13 protein-coding genes and 2 tRNA genes are annotated in these 18,559 nt (G+C 59.0%); 9 read left to right on the forward strand and 6 right to left on the reverse strand.

All coding sequences use genetic code 11. From position 1 onward, the window contains the following. Positions 1 to 3: 3 nt before the first annotated feature. The 3 genes from TRM7615_RS21635 to TRM7615_RS21640 all read right to left on the reverse strand — a co-directional run bounded on the left by TRM7615_RS21635 (position 4) and on the right by TRM7615_RS21640 (position 2,955). Positions 4 to 1,425 (reverse strand): GMC oxidoreductase, encoded by a 1,422-nt coding sequence (locus TRM7615_RS21635; RefSeq protein WP_108791651.1) that lies wholly within the window; start codon positions 1,423 to 1,425, stop codon positions 4 to 6. Next, a complete protein-coding gene (locus tag TRM7615_RS26145) occupies positions 1,425 to 1,550 on the reverse strand; it encodes a hypothetical protein (RefSeq protein ID WP_268877566.1) in 126 nt (41 codons plus the stop codon). Before TRM7615_RS26145 ends, TRM7615_RS21635 begins: the two co-directional genes overlap by 1 nt. Positions 1,551 to 1,770: 220 nt before the next feature. Beyond that, positions 1,771 to 2,955 carry an adenylate/guanylate cyclase domain-containing protein gene (locus TRM7615_RS21640; protein ID WP_108791653.1) on the reverse strand — a complete coding sequence of 395 codons (1,185 nt, stop codon included), beginning with the start codon at positions 2,953 to 2,955 and terminating at the stop codon, positions 1,771 to 1,773. A 145-nt stretch (positions 2,956 to 3,100) separates the two neighbouring features. Between TRM7615_RS21640 and TRM7615_RS21645 the strand changes: the two genes are divergently transcribed. Then, positions 3,101 to 4,012, forward strand: a complete 912-nt coding sequence (locus TRM7615_RS21645) for a pirin family protein (protein ID WP_108791655.1) — start codon at positions 3,101 to 3,103, stop codon at positions 4,010 to 4,012. A gap of 26 nt (positions 4,013 to 4,038) precedes the next feature. Here the strand turns inward: TRM7615_RS21645 and TRM7615_RS21650 are convergent, their stop codons facing one another. Next, positions 4,039 to 4,626: a TetR/AcrR family transcriptional regulator gene (locus tag TRM7615_RS21650; RefSeq protein ID WP_108791657.1), complete on the reverse strand. Its 588-nt coding sequence runs from the start codon at positions 4,624 to 4,626 to the stop codon at positions 4,039 to 4,041. A gap of 99 nt (positions 4,627 to 4,725) precedes the next feature. Here TRM7615_RS21650 and TRM7615_RS21655 point away from each other — a divergent pair, with 99 nt between their 5' ends. The 6 genes from TRM7615_RS21655 (at position 4,726) to TRM7615_RS21680 (ending at position 9,735) form a co-directional block, all read left to right on the forward strand. Further along, positions 4,726 to 5,025 carry a hypothetical protein gene (locus TRM7615_RS21655; protein WP_108791659.1) on the forward strand — a complete coding sequence of 100 codons (300 nt, stop codon included), beginning with the start codon at positions 4,726 to 4,728 and terminating at the stop codon, positions 5,023 to 5,025. An 87-nt stretch (positions 5,026 to 5,112) separates the two neighbouring features. Beyond that, on the forward strand, positions 5,113 to 6,399 hold the full coding sequence (locus TRM7615_RS21660; RefSeq protein WP_108791660.1) for a homoserine dehydrogenase: 1,287 nt from the start codon (positions 5,113 to 5,115) through the stop codon (positions 6,397 to 6,399). Positions 6,400 to 6,476: 77 nt separating this feature from the next. Further along, positions 6,477 to 7,463 carry a class II fructose-bisphosphatase gene (gene glpX, locus TRM7615_RS21665; protein WP_108791662.1) on the forward strand — a complete coding sequence of 329 codons (987 nt, stop codon included), beginning with the start codon at positions 6,477 to 6,479 and terminating at the stop codon, positions 7,461 to 7,463. Positions 7,464 to 7,555: 92 nt separating this feature from the next. After that, complete coding sequence (gene recJ / locus TRM7615_RS21670; RefSeq protein ID WP_108791746.1) at positions 7,556 to 9,295, forward strand: single-stranded-DNA-specific exonuclease RecJ; 1,740 nt, start codon at positions 7,556 to 7,558, stop codon at positions 9,293 to 9,295. A gap of 91 nt (positions 9,296 to 9,386) precedes the next feature. After that, positions 9,387 to 9,461 (forward strand) — tRNA-Glu (locus TRM7615_RS21675). Between the two features lie 199 nt (positions 9,462 to 9,660). Beyond that, positions 9,661 to 9,735, forward strand: a tRNA-Glu gene (locus TRM7615_RS21680). A gap of 229 nt (positions 9,736 to 9,964) precedes the next feature. Here TRM7615_RS21680 and TRM7615_RS21685 read toward each other — a convergent pair. Continuing rightward, the gene (locus tag TRM7615_RS21685; RefSeq protein WP_108791664.1) at positions 9,965 to 14,932 is read right to left on the reverse strand and encodes a lipase family protein; all 4,968 of its coding nucleotides are present in this window, start codon (positions 14,930 to 14,932) and stop codon (positions 9,965 to 9,967) included. 193 nt (positions 14,933 to 15,125) lie between these two features. After that, entirely contained in the window at positions 15,126 to 15,500 is a 375-nt protein-coding gene (locus tag TRM7615_RS21690) for a hypothetical protein (RefSeq protein WP_125133724.1), read from the reverse strand. A gap of 35 nt (positions 15,501 to 15,535) precedes the next feature. Here TRM7615_RS21690 and TRM7615_RS21695 point away from each other — a divergent pair, with 35 nt between their 5' ends. Together TRM7615_RS21695 and TRM7615_RS21700 are read left to right on the forward strand one after the other, a co-directional pair. Next, positions 15,536 to 15,967 (forward strand): MarR family winged helix-turn-helix transcriptional regulator, encoded by a 432-nt coding sequence (locus tag TRM7615_RS21695; protein WP_108791668.1) that lies wholly within the window; start codon positions 15,536 to 15,538, stop codon positions 15,965 to 15,967. 420 nt (positions 15,968 to 16,387) lie between these two features. Then, the gene (locus tag TRM7615_RS21700; RefSeq protein ID WP_235824175.1) at positions 16,388 to 18,415 is read left to right on the forward strand and encodes an NADH:flavin oxidoreductase; all 2,028 of its coding nucleotides are present in this window, start codon (positions 16,388 to 16,390) and stop codon (positions 18,413 to 18,415) included. The last annotated feature ends 144 nt before the right edge of the window (positions 18,416 to 18,559 follow it).

Genomic DNA, 18,559 nt, shown 5'->3' on the forward strand with positions numbered 1-18,559 from the left:
CCCCTAAACCCCTGCCCCAAGGTGATCCGCCAGGCGAAGCGCAAATTGCACGATGGCCAGTGTCGGGTTGTTGTATCCAGATGTCGTGTAAAGCGATGACCCGGCCATATACAGGTTTTCGGACCCGAACACTTTGCAATTGCCATCAACCACCCCGTAGCGTGGTGTATGTGACATGCGCGTGCCGCCCATGTGATGATACCCCGCCAACACATCGTCGTCGGGGTATTCATCCCCCTGATAGACCCAATCGCGCAGTTGCAGACGGCCCAGGTTTTCCCGGAGAATGTAGGCGTTGAACTGCTGGGTCGAAGCCAGCATGGTTTCCCGGTCTATGGGGGCCTTGTTCCAATGCAGCTCGGACAATGGAACGCCAAAGCGATCCGCATCACGTTCTGACAGGGCCACCCGGTTGTCCCGGTTAGGCGCTTGTTCCCACGCCGCGTGGAATTTGTACGAGCAGATCAGCTTTTTGCCTGCCAGATCCGCCGCCCATGCCCCGACACCAGGTGCCACGCACAACAAATCTTTGACCAGACGTTTGGTGGTGCTGTCCCCCTGCTCTTCGACCACAACACCGCATCCCAGGATACCCAACGTGCGTTGCATCTTTTCGGTCAGGGCAAAGTACAGGTTGGCCTGATCCCAGGATTTGATCAGCGCCTCGCCAATGGTAAAATGTGGATGCTCCATCCAATAGCGACCGATTGGAAGATCACGGTCGAACAAGGCCGCACCGTGCTTCCGCTCCATCCACAAAAGCTGCCGCGAGTTGTCGATCCCGCCCATGGCGAACACAACCGCATCTGACCGAATTTCAAGCTCTTGATCGGCGTAATTCCTGAGTTTGACCGAGCGTACGCGCCGGTACGCCCCGACCAAATCAACAAAATTCGCATTCAGAAACAGATCGATATTTTTTGAGTTTTCAATCTCGTCGTGGAATTTTTCACTAAAGACGACTGGCGGGGAATATTTAAAGTCCACTTGCCGCAGCCCCAGCTGCTCGTCCACCACATGATCCTGGTAGTCGGGGTCAATCTCGACAATCTCGCAAGCCTCGGGTCGGTACGCCAGAAGCTCATCGTAGGTGATGGGCCAGCGAAAATCGTCCCCCATGTGGCCACGATTGAAATCTGTGGCCTCGAAGGACCGGCAGTAGCCACCCCAATGATTGGTTGACCCGCCAAAATAGCGCAGGCGCGCGATATCCAGATCGAAATACGGATCGCCAAAGGTCGAACCGGCATAGATCTCTTGCGATTCATCTTCATAATCAAGGCCACCGCCCTCACACAAAGCCACGCGCTTGCCAGCGCGGCCCAGGCGAACGGCCAGAGTGATCCCGGCGGCGCCAGCGCCCAGAATGCAGACGTCGTATGGGTCGTCCGAAACAATTGGACCCTTTGCAAAATCATACAGCATCAGACGTCGTCATCTTTCAAAAGCCACCCGTTCTGAACACGTTGCGGAAAGTAACGTCGAAACAGCGGGACCTGCCAAATGGCAGCAGCCAGAACGGCGGAAATGGAAAATGAGCGTCGGTTCATGGAATATCTCCCTCCCAATCCCTTCAGTCTATAGCAGGTCTGGTGAGCGCAGGCATGTTTTCGCACTTCAAAGGAGGCTGAGAGCGAACAATCTGCCTAACTGCCCACAATTGGCTTTCATCTGGGAAACGCGATCACAAATCGCGCCCGCGATCTGTGCATGCCCTACGCAACCCGCGCCGTTTGGCCAATTTGCAACCGCACGACCTTTGCTGCCTCTCTACGCACCAACGCCGTAGACATTTTGCGCTGCCTCCAGCCCTTTCAACGTCTGCCGCCCCAATGAACGCCCCTGGACGCCTGAGTGTTCAACAAAAGCCTCAGACACCAAAAGCGGCTCGTTCAGCGCCCCGCAGAGCCCCGCAACACGAGCGGCCACATTCACGTCGCGCCCGATCACCGTGTAATCCAGCCGCATGCCCGAGCCGACGTTGCCATAAGCAACTTCGCCGAAATGCAGCGCGATGCCGACCTCAAAAACGGGCGTCGTCTTGGCCTGTCCAACGCGTGCCAACCCTTCACGGGATGCCTTCAGCGCAGCAGCACAGGCGGCCACCCCATCCTCTTGGGCGCGAAAGATCGCCAGGATGCCATCCCCCATGAACTTGAGCACTTCGCCGCCTGCCTCTTCGACCGGGGGCACCAGGCAGTCATAATAAGTGTTCAACAGCCCGGTCGCCGCCTCGGCCGACATGTCGGCGGTCAGTTCTGTGAACCGGCGCATATCCGCAAACAGGATGGCCGAGCGGATGTGCATGACCTCGCCCCGATGAACGTCACCCGACAGAATGCGCCGGTGCGGCTCGTCGCCGACGTACATGCGCATCACCTCATGCATGGCGCGGTTGGTTGTCAGGATCTCTTGGCAGGCCGCCAGCGCCGGGAAGACAGCGCGCAAAAAAGCAAAGTGCTGCGCCGAAAACCCGGCGGGATCGCAGGTTGCAAAACTGAAGGTGCTGGACATGCCGCTGCGCATGAAGACCGGCGCCATGACGTAATGGGTGTGCCCCGCCTCTTTCAGTTCGGGCACGATGTCATAGCGGTCATCCGGCGTGTCTGGCAGCCACATCACCACCCATTCGCCGCTGTTGTGCGCATCTGCTGCGGGAGAATTCGAATACCCCTCACCGCTTTCCGCCGAATAGGGAAACAGATAACTGCGCGCGCCCGCGCCCCGCTCCCAGAACCGGGCGCTGGCCACAGCCTCGGCATGCAGCAACGGCACAATGGAACTGGCGCGGTCCAACGGCACACCCGCGCGCCGGATACGGTCGCACATCTCGCACAACACATCATCGGCATCGGTGGCTTTCAACGCATCGCCCAGCATGTAATTCATCAACTCAAGCGCGGCGATCACCATGCCCTGGGGCAGTGTCGCCAATTGATCGGTGGAGTGGGCCATATCCCGATCCTACGCGCTCGGCCTGACATGCGGCAAGGGTTGCGCTATCGTTCACAAATGCACAGCGCCCGTGCCCGACGCCCGGATTGAGTGCGGGGTCACACCGCCCTACATCTTGGAAAACACTGCTTTCGGAGGACCACAGATGTCTATCAGACCGATCCTTGAAACCCGCGCTGCCACCCCCACGATGGAGGGCGCAGGCGTCAAATTGCATAGGGCATTCGGCTTTCAGGACCCGTCCGAGCTCGACCCCTTTCTGCTCTTTGACGACTTCCGCAATGAACACCCGCAGGACTACATGCGCGGTTTTCCCTGGCATCCCCATCGCGGGATCGAGACGATCACCTATGTGCTGTCGGGCACGGTCGAACATGCAGATTCGCTCGGCAACACCGGCACGCTTGGGGCTGGCGACGTGCAATGGATGACCGCCGGATCGGGCATCCTGCATCAAGAGATGCCCGAGGGGAACGCGACCGGCCAGATGCATGGGTTCCAGCTGTGGGGCAACCTGCCCGCAAGCCAGAAGATGACCGCACCGCGCTATCAAGATGTCGAAGCCAAGGAGATCCCCGAGGTCATCGACGATGATGGCACCCGCGTGCGGGTGATCGTAGGGGAATTCTGGGGCAAGACCGGCCCAGTGGATGGCATTGCCGCAGATCCGCAATATCTGGACATCTCTGTCCCTGCCGGGGTCAAGAAAACCTTCAGGATCGACACCTATCGCCGAGCTTTCGCCTATGTCTTCGAAGGGGCCGCTGCCTTTGCCGACGCCTCGCAACCCAGCGGCGTGCTGCTGGAAAAAGAGGTGGCAGGCCAAGAGCTGAACATCCGCGACATGTCCGGGGATCGCACCCTGATCCGCTTTGGCTCAGGCAACGAAGTGACGGTTCAGGCCGGACCCGAAGGGGTGCGTTTCTTGCTCATTTCGGGCGCACCGATCGAGGAACCGGTCGCTTGGCACGGCCCCATCGTGATGAACACCCAGGCCGAGCTGCAACAGGCGATGCGGGATCTGCGCAATGGCACGTTCATCAAGGCGGCCCACTAACTTCAACCGTTGTCGCGGGGCAAAGCTCACGCGGCAACGGATTTACGGACCATGTCCCAATAAATTTCTTCCACTTCGGGCAGTGACAGGCGTCCGCCCGAGCGGTACCAGGTGTTGACCCCGGTCAGCATGGCGATCACGGCCAGCGTTGCGATCTTGGGATCGGGCACCGCAAAGACGCCCTCTTCGACCCCTTGGCGCAGGATCTCTTCGAGCATGTTTTCGTAGCGGCCCCGCAGCCCTTCGATGGTGGCAAAGTTTTCGGGGTTCAGATTGCGCAGCTCCATGTAGGCGATAAACACCTCGTCAGGTCGTTCCGAGTGAAAGCGGATGTGAAACCGGGTGAACGCCTCAAGCCGGTTCATCGCACCCTCGGGCCGGGGATGGTCAGCCACCGCCGACAACAGATCATCCATGTGCCGCTGCATCAGGGTCAACAGCAGCGTCTGCTTGTCGGGAATATAGTTGTAAAGCGCCCCCGCCTGCACCCCCACGGCGCCCGCAATCTGGCGCATGGACACAGCCGCATAGCCGTTCTGCGCAAAAAGCCTGAGCGCCGCATCCATGATGCGCGGGCCGGTGATGTCGGAATGAGAACCTTGGGTGCGTGCCATGAGATCACGCTATCTGAACAAACGTTCAGAAAAAACCCCTGCTTGCGCCTTTTCGATCAAACGGGCATCAAAGGGTCACGATCTGGGGACCCACTGCTTATGAAACTGCGCCTTGCCATATGCCTTTTGCCCGTTCTCGCGGCCTGCACGCAAGTGCCCGAGTTGGAAGACAAGGTCTCGTCGCAGTTAAAGAACGCCAAATACCCAAAATTGGTCCCGATCGATCAAACATTGGGTCCGCCCGTTGCCCCCGAAGCAGAGGCGCAAAAAGTCACTGATGAGCTTGAGGCTCGGCGCGACAGCTTGAAACAGCGCGCGGCTGCTTTGCAAAAACCGGTGGTTGATCAGGATGAGCGCGACCGATTGGACGAAACTGTCCCCCGTCCTGCATCTGACTGATTGCACCCATGCGCTGAACCCGCTAAGGCACGATCCGACCTTGGGCCGAATTTACGGCGGGTTTCATAGCATGGAAGGACCCTCACGATGACACGAACGCTGCGGCTTGGAATTGCAGGTTTGGGAACCGTGGGCGTGGGGGTCGTCAAGATCATCCGCCGTCAGGCAGCATTGCTTGAGGCACGCACCGGCGCGCGGATCGAAATCTCGGCCGTCTCTGCCCGCGATGCCAGCAAGGATCGCGGCGTGAACCTGTCGGGCTATGCCTGGGAAACCGACCCGGTGGCGCTGGCGACGCGCGACGATGTGGACGTTTTTGTTGAGCTGATGGGCGGCTCCGAAGGCGCGGCCAAAGACGCGACCGAGGCCGCACTGGCCGCAGGCAAGGATGTGGTCACCGCGAACAAGGCGCTGTTGGCCATCCACGGCCAGGCGCTTGCTGATCAGGCCGAGGCGGCAGACCGCGTGATCCGGTATGAGGCCGCTGTTGCGGGCGGCATCCCGGTAATCAAATCCCTGACCGAAGGTCTGGCCGGGAACGAGATCACCCGCGTCATGGGCGTGATGAACGGCACCTGCAACTATATCCTGACCAACATGGAGGCCAAGGGCCTGGGCTATAACGCGCTGTTCGATGAATGCGCCGAGCTTGGCTACCTTGAGGCTGATCCGAACCTGGACGTGGGCGGCATCGACGCGGCGCACAAGCTGGCGATCCTCAGCTCGATTGCCTTTGGCACCAAGCCGAACTTTGACGGGATCGAGATCGAGGGCATCCAGCGCATCACGCTGGAAGACATCCATCAAGCCGCCGACATGGGTTATCGCATCAAGCTGCTTGGCGTGGCACAGCGCACGGCGCGCGGGCTGGAACAGCGCATGCAGCCCTGTCTGGTGCCCGCAACCTCTCCGCTCGGTCAGCTTGAGGGCGGCACCAACATGGTGGTGATCGAAGGCGACGCGGTGGACCAGATCGTTCTGCGCGGTCCTGGCGCAGGTGAAGGCCCCACCGCAAGTGCAGTACTCGGCGACATCTGTGACCTGGCGCGCGGGCTTCGCATCCCGACCTTTGGTCAGCCGGCCGCCCTGCTGGAAGAGGCAAAGCCCGCGCAAACCGGACTGCCTGCCCCCTACTACCTGCGCACGGCGCTGCTCGACAAACCCGGCGCCTTGGCCAAAGTGGCGTCGATCCTGGGCGATGCTGGTGTTTCAATCGACCGGATGCGCCAATATGGCCATTCCGACACCACCGCCCCGATCCTGATCGTGACCCACAAAACCACACGCGCCGCCCTGGACGAGGCGCTGTCTGCGCTGAACGCAACGGATGTGGTGGCGATGGAGCCGGTCGCCCTGCGGATCGAAGAGCTTTGAGCCTTCCCCTTGCAGGAATGAACATGACCGGGGTATGCCGGTAAAAAACAGTCTGTAATGACCAAAGGATAGTGAACATGAGCGCTTCGGCATCCCAAATCGATTTTGACGACCGCATGCTGTCGCTGGGTCTGGCCCGCGTCGCGGAACAGGCCGCACTGGCCTCTGCTTCGCTGGTAGGACACGGCGACGAAAAGGCCGCCGACCAGGCAGCCGTCAACGCCATGCGCGAGCAACTCAACAAGTTGGACATCGCCGGCGTCGTGGTGATCGGCGAAGGTGAACGCGATGAGGCGCCGATGCTCTACATCGGCGAAGAAGTGGGCACGGGCAATGGTCCCGGCGTCGACATCGCGCTGGACCCTCTCGAAGGCACGACACTGACCGCCAAGGACATGCCGAACGCGCTGACCGTGATCGCCATGGGCCCGCGCGGCTCGATGCTGCACGCACCCGACACCTATATGGACAAGCTGGCCATCGGTCCGGGCTACGAGCCCGGCGTTGTAACCCTGGACATGAGCCCGCGTGAGCGCGTCGAAGCTCTGGCCAAGGCCAAAGGCTGCGCGCCTGCCGACATCACCGTCTGCATCCTGGAGCGCCCTCGTCACGAAGCAATGATTGCCGAGGTGCGTGAAACCGGTGCCGCCATCCGTCTGATCACCGATGGTGATGTCGCAGGCGTCATGCACTGCGCCGAAAGCGAGATTACCGGCATCGACATGTACATGGGCTCGGGCGGTGCGCCCGAAGGTGTGCTGGCAGCGGCTGCGCTGAAATGCATGGGCGGTCAGATCTTTGGCCGTCTGCTGTTCCGCAACGACGACGAACGCGGCCGCGCCTCCAAGGCCGGCATCACCGATTTCGACCGCGTGTATTCGCGTGATGAGATGGTGACGGCGGATGTCATCTTTGCCGCCACCGGCGTGACCGGTGGGTCGCTGCTGCCACCGATCAAGCGCGAGCCAGGCTGGGTTGAAACCACGACACTGCTGATGCGTTCGAAAACTGGTTCGGTGCGCCGCATGAGCTATCGCACACCGCTGTCCTCGCACGAGGCATAAGCAGCTTGCGACGCTGTGTTCGGCGAGAGTACTTTTAAAGGGTGAAGAGGCCGGGTCCGCATTGGGTCCGGCCTTGCCATATGGGGGATCGGATGAGCTATCTGGGTGTATCTGCGTCACTGACGGGGCGGCAATGGGTTGGACCGTCGATCGAAGTTGAGCGCGCCGCCGAGATGATGGCGCAATCCGGCGACCTGCCCGCTTCGGTCTGTCAGGTGCTGGCCCGGCGTGGGGTACCAGCGATGGAGGCCAAGGGATTTCTCTCCCCCACCCTTAAAGAGCTGCTGCCCGATCCCCGCTCGATGAAGGATATGGAGGTCGCGGCGGCGCGGTTCTTGAAAGCCGTACGCGAGCGTCAAAGGATCGCGGTTTTTGCCGACTATGACGTTGATGGCGGCAGTTCGGCAGCACTTTTGATTGTATGGCTGCGAGACATGGGGATGCAGGCGACACTCTATGTGCCGGATCGCATTGACGAGGGGTATGGACCCAACGTGCCCGCCATGCAGGCCTTGGCGCGGGATCACGACCTGATCATCTGTGTCGATTGCGGCACGCTCAGCCATGACCCGATTGCAGCCGCCAAGGGCGCGGATGTGATCGTGCTGGACCACCACCTGGGTGGCGAAACGTTGCCCGACTGCGTCGCCGTGGTGAACCCCAACCGTCAGGACGAAAGCGGGGATCTGGGATATTTTTGCGCAGCTGGCGTGGTGTTCTTGATGCTGGTCGAAGCAGGCCGACAGATGCGCGATGCAGGCGCCAAAGGCCCGAACCTGATGGCGATGCTGGATCTGGTGGCTCTCGCAACGGTGGCCGATGTGGCGCCGTTGATTGAGGCCAACCGGGCGCTGGTGCGCCAGGGGCTCAAGGTCATGGCACAGCGCCAGCGGCCCGGTTTGGTGGCATTGGCGGATGTGTCGCGCATGGATGCGCAGCCTTCGACTTATCACCTGGGGTTCCTGTTGGGTCCACGCGTCAACGCGGGCGGACGGATTGGCAAGGCGGATCTGGGCGCCCGGCTGCTGAGCACGGATTCGATGATCGAGGCCGAAGCCATGGCCGAGCGGCTGGACGAATTGAACCGCGAACGCCGCGACATCGAAAACGCCGTGCGCGCCGCAGCAATGGACCAGGCCGAAGAGCGCGGGCTTGAAGCCCCGCTGGTCTGGGCAGCAGGCGAAGGTTGGCATCCGGGCGTCGTCGGAATCGTCAGTTCGCGCCTGAAAGAGGCCGCAAACCGCCCGGCGGTGGTTATCGGTTTCGACGGTGACGAGGGCAAAGGCTCGGGCCGGTCGGTGTCGGGCGTGGACCTGGGCGCATCAATCCAACGGCTGGCGGCCGAGGGTCTGCTTGTCAAAGGCGGCGGTCACAAGATGGCGGCGGGCCTGACCGTGCTGCGGGATCAGTTGGAACCGGCCATGGAGCGGTTGAGCGAGCTGCTGGCGAAACAAGGCGCAGGTCAAAGCGGGCCTGCGGACCTGAAACTGGACGGAATGCTGATGCCTGGTGCGGCGACGGTGGATCTGATCGAACAGATCGAACAGGCAGGGCCCTTTGGTGCCGGTGCCCCTGCCCCACGCTATGCTCTGCCTGATCTGAGCATCCGTTTCGCCAAACGCGTGGGCGAGTCGCATCTGAAACTGTCGCTGTCAGACGGGATGTCAGGCGGTATTGATGCCATCGCCTTTGGGGCATTCGACACCCCCCTTGGCGAGCGGCTTTTGAACCATGGAGGGGCCCGCTTTCACTTTGCCGGGCGGCTGGAAATCAACACCTGGGGGGGACGGCAATCGGCGCAATTGCGTCTGGATGACGCCGCGCCAGCCTGAGACAGGAATGTTGAAAGAAAATTCTGCGCAGCGCATTTTTTGACTTGCGGTCGCGGGCCGGGGAAACTAAATACCCGCTCACGCTAAGAGCGTCCCGTTCGTCTATCGGTTAGGACGCCAGGTTTTCAACCTGGAAAGAGGGGTTCGATTCCCCTACGGGATGCCATTTCTCCCAATCGGCATCATCAGGTATCTGTTTGCAGCAGGAGATTTCTGCGCTTTCACATCCAACAAAACTCTGAAAAACATGGGATAAAATTGGCGACATTTCCTGGCTCGGATGCTGTGAAAAAATCCGCGAAATCGTGGAAAATGCACTTGCGCAGCAACGCCGCCTTATTTAGATACGCCCACACGCCAAGAGCGTCCCGTTCGTCTATCGGTTAGGACGCCAGGTTTTCAACCTGGAAAGAGGGGTTCGATTCCCCTACGGGATGCCATTTCACATCCAAGCGATTGAAATATCAGGCTCCAATCTCAGAAAAGCACCCAATCTCAGCAGGCCCGCACCGCACTGGCCCTGGTTTCCAAAGTATCAGCGTTTCATGGTGCATCCTTTGTCAAAGCGGATCACAAACAGCTTGATCGCCTGATCTCATGGGAATGGGTCACCGGGGACCGCCAGATTGGGATCACCAGGCAGTGCCAAGTGTCGGTTGGTGCCAGCATTCAAATGGAAAGTTCCCAGATGTTGGCGGTTGTGTCGTTGAACTGAAAGTATTCCACGTTGCTCAGACTGTCTGTGCCGCTCGCATGCGTCACCGAAACTTCGGTCACCGAAGTCCGCGTCAGCGTGTATTCGGACCGGTTGCCGTCATACAAAGCAAAGTCTGATCCCGCGCCGCCATTTATCGTGTCGTCGCCCGCGCCCCCCTTCATGTAGTCCGTCCCGCCGTAGCCGAAGATGAAGTCATCCCCGTCCAATCCCGACAGCTGGTTGCGCTCGTTGTTGCCGGTCAGACTGTCGTCGAAGTTGGTGCCGACCAGGTTCTCGATCTCGAAATACAGATCCCGCACCGCGTCTCCGGCCGAGCCATAGCCCGTCTCCTGGCCGCCGAACAGCCCCGCGCCGTTGCGCAAGGATGCGGTAACGCCGGACGTTGACTGGAAATACGTCACGGTATCCAGGCCATCGCCACCAAAGTATCGCTCGCGTCCCCCCGTCGAACCGACGAACCAATCATAGCCCCCCAAGCCACGGAAGTCATTTTGCTGAGCATCTCCATAGAAGACATCCTGATGCGATGACCCGGTGACCCGCTCGACCGAGTTCAGCGTCAGCCCTTCGGCCAACCCTGTGCTGCGGCTGGGATCCGACAGATCCAGCGTCACACCGCCCACGGCCGCGCCCACAGGCGGCGCACCGTTGACCGAGAACACACTTTCAAAAACTGGCGCACCGCTGCTTTGCGCCTCAACGAAGGTGATCATGTCGAGCCCGTTGCCACCGGTCAGCGTGTCGTTGCCTGCGGTCGCCACGAACCAGTCATAGTCACCGATGCCGCGCAGTTCGTCATCACCGTCGCTGCCCCGCAGAACGTCCGCAAAGATTGTCCCAGTCACCCGCTCGACACTGATCAGCTGGTCGACCTCGCCACCGAACACGTTGGCCGTGCCCGCGCCCAGATCAAGATCCAACATGAATGCCGTCCCCCGCCCTGCAACTTCGAGCACATCCGAGTACGAAACCATGTCGCGCTCGCTGCCGCCATCAACCGTGTCATTTCCACGCCCGGGCACCAGCCAATCATGGCCCGCAAGGCCATTGATGATTTCCCGGTCTGCCGTGCCATAGATCACATTGTTGGCCTCATCGCCCGGTATCACTGCCGGGGCCAAGGCCTCGATCTCTGCATAAGTGTGGAACTTTCCGCCAAGAACGATGCGTTCAACGTCATCGGAAATGAAGTCTCTGCCGTCTGAGGCAGTGGAAACAAAGACGCCATTGGTGCCAAGCCGCACCTCTGCATCGTCCACCTGGCCGTCCATAATGGCATAGTCGAAGCCTTGGCCGCCAAAAATGCTGTCATTCCCGCCACCGCCGATCAGGGTGTCCGATCCGCCGCCACCGGAAATTGAATCGTTGCCAAGTCCGCCGACCAAGCTGTCGTCGCCGTCAAGCCCATCAATCGTATCGTTGCCGGGCGAGCCCTGGATAATGTTCGCGCCCGCAGTGCCCTGCTGATCTGTTCCGTTCGCGGCACCTTGGGTTTCGATAATCGTGTTGGGCCCTTGGTGTCGCAGGACGATGTCGTCCACTTCGAAATCACCTTGCAGAATGATCGTTGCATCCCGCTGCCCGTCGCCATTGATATCTATGTCCAGCACAGCCGAGCCGAGCGTGATCCTGAGATCGGTCAGTTCCAACAGCAGACCCAGAAGTTCGATCTGGTCGCCATCCGTGAAGTCCGAAATGCGATCTCCGTTCAGTTCCTCAATCGTGCCACGCACCAGATCATTGCCAGCGCCCAGCTTGATGTCGTCGAAACCGCCGCCCGGTGTGATCGTGTCATTGCCAAGCCCTCCGTCAAAAGACTCGCGCGCTGCGGTACCTGTAGTGGTGTCATCAAAGATCGATCCGGCAATCGCTGTCGGGATCCCCGCCAGCCCATTGATCGTGGCGCTTGTTATCGACACCCCAAGCGCGTTCAGCTCAGCCAGCAGCGCGGCGCCGAAGCTTCCAAGCGTCTGGAGATCGGTCAGGGATTGTTGCGCAAGCTCGCGGAACGTTTCAAACGGACCTTTGCGCAACTCGGCCCAGATCGACTCTCCCCATTCCCCCAGCGTCTCCCAGACATACCCGTCCCAGCCTGCCGCCTCGTTCCACTCTGCCGCGGTCCACGCCATGACCGTTTTCCACGCTTCTGAGTTGAACGGATTGAGCCGTTCCCAAAACTCACTGGTTGCAGAACTCAAACGGGTTATGAATTCGGGTGTAATGCTGTCGATGGCCTTCCAGAATTCGGCGTTCAGCCTGATGATCTGCGTGATCGCTTCCGCACTTAAATTCTTGAATTCGTTGAACAGCAGCCGACCCGGGGCGAGTGTTGCGGTGAGAAGGACCTCTTTCATTGACGGTAGGCGCTGCGCCAGTTCGTCCCGGACGGCGTTGGTTACGGCCACGGCGACGTCAGCGCTGCCTTCGATAAAGCGGATGACCTCGCCGATGTCCTGGCGCGTCTGCTCTGCATCGTCTCTCCGCAGGAGCGATTTGACCAACTCCCCACCAAGGTTGGGGCGTTCGGTGTAGGATCCAACGACATCCCCAGCCCATCCCAGGCTGACCAGGAAGGCCGCGAATTCTTCGTCATGTACATTGGCGGGATTGCTCAGATGGTTGTAGTCCGCAGCGCCCAGAACAGCCGCGTCAACTGTTCCCAGAACCGCTGGTTCTCCGGGGGTCATGGGGGCGGACCCGTTGTAGACCGTATTGTAGACCGCAATTTGGGACCATTTCTTGGTATGCGCGCCCAACAAATAGAACAGAGGCGCAAGAGCCCCATGCGTGTCGGTGTCAAAGGTCGTCATGTCATAGAGCGTGACTTGCCCAGGTAAAAACGCATTCCCGGCCATGGACACGATATCGCCTGACGCCACCCAGTGATTGACCGGCCCGACCAGAGAGTCGTCAAACCGCGCCAACGAGGCCTGCGAAATGCCGGGCGTATTGAATGTGGTTACAGAGGCGATTTTGAACCCTGCCTGCGATGCATAGGCTGTGACCAATTGCGACTGGGCCCCACCCAGCGAATGGCCCGACACATTGATGCCCTGGCTTTCGTGATCTTCGATCCATTGGCGGAGGCTGCCTGGTCCTGTGGCATTCCAAGCGGCCTCGAACTGGGTCAACCCCACGCCACGTGGATCGGTGTCGGCGAAGGCTCCGTCGATCGGAGAGAACGTGCCGCGCACCGCCAGAATGGGTTGCAAGCCGTCCCCAACCAATCCCGCCGCGATGAAGCCGGTGTCGTCGTTACCTGTCCCCTTCAGATCCCAGATTTCATCAACGTTGTACCCCGTGGGATTGCCATTTGCGTCAAGCACGTCGGAGCCAACAAAAAGGCGGCCAGCCAAGGGGATATTGTCCCCCAGCATATACGCCGTCTCGCGTGCGACGTATTCCATCAAAAGCGTGTCTGGCGCCTCGCGCGCGCTCAACTGCCAGTCAAATGAGGCTGTGGTCCGCCCCCCCTGCCCGTCATCCGCCGTGACTGTCACTGGAAGCTCTACATACGGTCCGAAATAATTCAGCGTTCCACTCAGCACGCCGGTACTTGCGTCAAATTGCAGATCTACATTGTCCGGAAACGTACCCGCCCCCAACGAGGCCGAGATCGAGTAAGTGATCGTATCACCGTCGGGATCGCGAAAAAACCGACCGAAATCAAAGCTGATTTCATCTCCGTCAGAACTTGGGTCAATACCTCTGGTGAACGTCGAAACAGGGGCCCGGTTCGGAACGACCAAAAGTGGGTTGTCGACCAGAAACGTATCCCAGTAGGAATCCCGGACCGGATCTTGAATCAAGTTCGTCGCCATGGATGTGAATGCGATGACCGACCCGTCCCCGGACAGTATCCCAAGCCCAGAGTCCCTGTTGGGCGCCTGACCTCTGTATGTGAAATCGACGGCAGCGGTTTCGTTGCTCACCAGGTCGGTCACAAATACGCGCTCGGCAAAGCTCGGGTCTGCTGTGATATTGGTGGCCGAAGACGTGAATGTGACGAACCGCCCGTCCGCGGAAAAATCGACCTCATTCACTGCCGCGCCATTTGCGTCCGAGCCATCCAGACCCTGGCCAATTCGGGTAACTCCACCACTGAGCACGTCATAGATAAAGATGTCGCGCAGCCCATTGGTGTCGCCTGCAACCAGATTGCTGGCCTCAGAACTGAAGGCAATTTTCTGACCGTTCTGCGAAATGTCCAAGAGCGTGGACGGGCCATTTGCCACCCCACCGCCCGCCGCAACAGAAACCAGTGTCAGGCTATCGGTCAGACGATTGAACAGAAAAACGTCGTTGACGCCATTGGTGTCACCGGCAACCAGGTTGCTGGCAGAGGAGGAATAGGCGACGAATGTACCGGACCCTGACAGCAGAGCGCCGCTAATCCCGCGATCTGGTTCTGCTCCGCCAAGGCCCGGGCTGACCAGTTCCGTTTCCCCTGAGCCAAAGTCATAGACGTAGGTTTCGACGTTTGTGCTTGTGAAACCATCGATGAAATTGGTGGGGCGCGACCAGAAGGCGGCAACAGCCCCATCATCCGAGACGAACGTCAATCGAATGGCAGCATCAAATTCCTCGTCGTCCGGCGTTCGCGGCACGATATCGCGCGTCGCACCAGAGGTCGCATCCACAACGGCGAGTCCCAGATCCTGCCCCACATAGAAAGCCAGGTTATGTGAATGCACAATTGATGATGCCGTTCCGATATAAGAAAACTCTCTGCTTTCAACATCGTAATTCAAGACCGAATAAGTCGATCCATTGGGATCATTGGGCGCAAGGTTGGTCGCAAACGTTCCAACAATCGCCTGACTTCCATCGAAGTTGAGCCCGATTGTACCACTCAGGTCGTTCGGTCGGCCGCCGTCCGGGGTGACTGATATCTTTCTGATTGTCGAATAATGAGCCATAGCTAACGCCCCTCACCATTTCACAGTTTAGGCAAAAAAGTGGACAAAATACATGCTTTTGTCTGCTCAAAAAGCCAACCAGTGGGTTTTCATCAAAAGACACAAGCCGAAAGGTCTGTATGTCCTCATGCGCCTGAGACCCCTCACCTGAAGTGGGTCGCCGCAATGTTTAGGAGAACAGAGGCTTCACCTATCAGACAAGCGACACAAAATGACATATCAATGCAAAGGCCACAGCAAAAACCCCTGCAACGCGGTGGACCAGATTCATGTGGGCCAATCCACCGAACATTTCTTCAAACCTGCAAAGGCGCGTAGACGGAACAACCGAGCGGGTCATCAGAAAGAAAGCCTCGCCCCCAAAAATGGGATCATGGTCGGCTGACGCAAACAAGATGAGCCGTGCGGTGAGCAACGCGAGAACTGCGCTTAGTACCGTATCCCTCGGGTGAACATACATTCTTTCCTCGATTGTCTCAAAATCCAGCAATTGCAACGCGTTAAACGCGACGGAACTGAACTCGGATTTGGACGCAGGCTCATCATGATTACTTGCATGCCGTTCCACATTGCATTCCATGCTATGCAATTCTAAGAAGCCTTATGTCTTTTGATCGCAACTCATCCGCCGGATATCTGATCCACCATGTTGCGCGCCTGTTTTTTGAAGGTCTGCGTAAACGTATTGAACCATTGGGCATTGTGCCGGGGCAGTTTCCAGCGTTGCTGGCCCTTTGGCAGCAGGACGGACAGACCCAGAAGGAACTGGTCGAAAAGCTCGCCATTGAACAAGCAACAATGGCCAACACACTCAACCGAATGGAGCGTGACGGGCTTGTTGTCAGGAAAGATCACCCTACCGACGGTAGGGCCAAGGTTGTGTGCTTGACCGACAAAGCAAAGGGTATTCGCGACGAAGCGTATTCTGCCGCATCAGGTGTCAATGATCAGCTATTGGTCGGTTTTTCGCAGGACGAGCGCGATCTGTTCATTGGTTTCATGCAGCGTATTATCCGCACTTCTCCAAAGTCGTGACGCGAAACACTCAAAACCGCTTACTTGTCCCCATTTGGCAGCTAAGCGGGCACTGAAGTCAGAATTTGGAACAGCGGCTTTTCCGCTTCTCGGAGTTTCGACATATGCGACATTGCTATGGTGCAGCATAGGCCCGCATTGGCTGACCACCCCGCAGCACCTCTTTGCATCTTCAAGCGGCAGCTTGCCACAATTGGTGAAGCGTCCGGCCCGTGTCAGGTTCCTTCTTCTGCCTAACGAAGTTCTTACATTTGCATCTCTTGGTCTGGTCGTCTTTTTGTGGCTCCGTGTCGGAACCAGTGAAATCTCTTGCGAGGTTCGCAAGTAGCATAGCTTCGATATTGTATCTCAACAGGCACTGAAGCGGCCCCGACGCAGGGCGGGCTTCAAACTGACGGTGTGACCGAAGGGAAATTAATCGTGGTCAAACTACTTGATCCATTCCAGCTCAAGCACCTGACGTTGCGCAACCGTATCGTAAGTACCTCTCACGCGCCCAATTATGTCGAGGACGGTCACCCGCGAGACCGCTACAGGCTGTATCACGAAGAGAAGGCCAAGGGTGGTGTTGCCCTGACCATGATCGGCGGGTCGACCAATATCGCCCCCGACAGCCCCTCGGTGTTTGGCCAGCTCTATGCGGGCGACGACAGTATCATCCCCTGGTTTCGGAAACTCACTAAGGGTGTTCACGCGCATGGCGCGGCTATTATGTGCCAGATCACGCATATGGGGCGTAGAACTACTTGGGATGACGGGCATTGGCTACCGGTTCTGGCGCCATCCGGAGTGCGTGAGCGCGCGCATCGCGCCTTTCCCAAAGTGATGGAACACGAAGACATCGAACGGGTGATTGGCGACTTCGTAGCCGCGGCACGACGCTGTCAGCAAGGCGGGTTTGATGGGATTGAGCTTCTGTCGCACTCGCATCTGTTGGGTCAGTTTTTGTCTCCCCTGACCAACCAGCGCGACGATCTCTATGGTGGATCGTTAGAGAACCGAATGCGCCTGACCCTGCAAGTATTGGAAGCCGTGCGCGCAGAGGTCGGCCCACAGTTCATACTGTCTATGCGCATCACGGGCGATGAGTTGACTGAGGGCGGGTTGAGCGCCGAGGACTGCGTCGCCGCTGCTCGGACACTAGAAGACAGTGGCCATGTCGACCTTCTCAACGTTCTGGCCGGGGCCCCATACGATGATCTTGGTCTTGCTGAGTGGGTGCGCCCTATGGGCCTGCCTGCCGCCCCGCACATCACGGTGGCTGGACGCATCCGCGAGGCTGTCAATCTGCCGATCCTGCATGCAGGTGGAATCGCCGACATTGCAACCGCCCGCCACGCGGTTACCGGCGGCCATGTGGATCTGGTGGGCATGACGCGTGCCCAGATGGCTGATCCCTATCTGGTGGAAAAACTTGCACGCGGCGAAGAGGACCGCATTCGTCCCTGTGTTGGCCTTGGATATTGCGTGGATCGGGTCAATCAGGGCAAGCCCGCGGTATGTGGGCACAATGCTGCCACGGGGCGGGAACAGACTTTGCCCCATATCGTCCCCACCAGCGAAACCCGAAGGAAAGTGGTTGTCGTCGGCGGTGGACCAGGCGGGTTGGAGGCTGCGCGGGTTAGTGCTTTGCGGGGTCACGATGTGGTACTGTTCGAGGCGTCAGATCGATTGGGAGGGCAGCTTGTTCTGGCCGCCAAGGGTCGGACACGTAAGCAGGTTTGGGGCGTTGCTGATTGGTTGATTTCCGAAGCAACCACTCTGAACGTCGATCTCCGAATGAACACCTATGCCGAAGCTGATGACGTGCTAAGAGAAAACCCAGACTTGGTCATTGTTGCCACCGGCGGTTGGCCTGAGCCAATTGCCATTCCGAGCGGCGATCTGGCGCTCTCCAGCTGGGAGGTCCTGTCCGGAGAAGCACGGGTCTCGGGCGAAGTGCTTTTGTTCGACGAGGTCGGCGACCACCCTGCTGCGATAACGGCCGACACGTTGGCATGTGCTGGCGCCAGCGTCGAACTTGTGACCCCCGACCGGACGCTTTTGCATGACCTTGGCCCAACGACGTCCGCAGTTGCTTTGCGCGATTTGGCCGCCAATGGGGTCACATTCACCTGCCTTCAGGAACTTCACACTCTGAACCGTGAGGGAAACCGGGTTCGCGTCTGCCTGCGCCATGTCCTGACGGGTGACATCACCGAACGTCTTGTCGACCACGTGGTCGTTGAACATGGTTTGACGCCGGTGGATGAGCTTTATCACGACCTCAAACCAAGCTCGCGAAACCTTGGACAAGTCGACCACAAGGCGCTGATTGATGGCGTGCGACCGTTCAAGGATGTCGGGCAAACCGGCCGGTTCCATCTGGCTCGTGTTGGTGACGCCGTCGCAGGCCGCAACATGCACGCCGCAATTCTCGACGCCTTGCGTATTTGCAGTTTGGGCTGAACAAAGCCGCGCGCCTCCATTGCAGAAAGTCGGGAACGGACATCAGCGAACGACTGCTTTCCGTCCTTCCAGCGTGCGAGGTGTCCACAACCCGCCCGGCATCAGATGGCCTCCTTGGTCCGCGAGCCGTGGTCCACACCAAGA

The organism is Falsiruegeria mediterranea M17 (genome assembly GCF_900302455.1).
Lineage (GTDB): Bacteria > Pseudomonadota > Alphaproteobacteria > Rhodobacterales > Rhodobacteraceae > Falsiruegeria > Falsiruegeria mediterranea.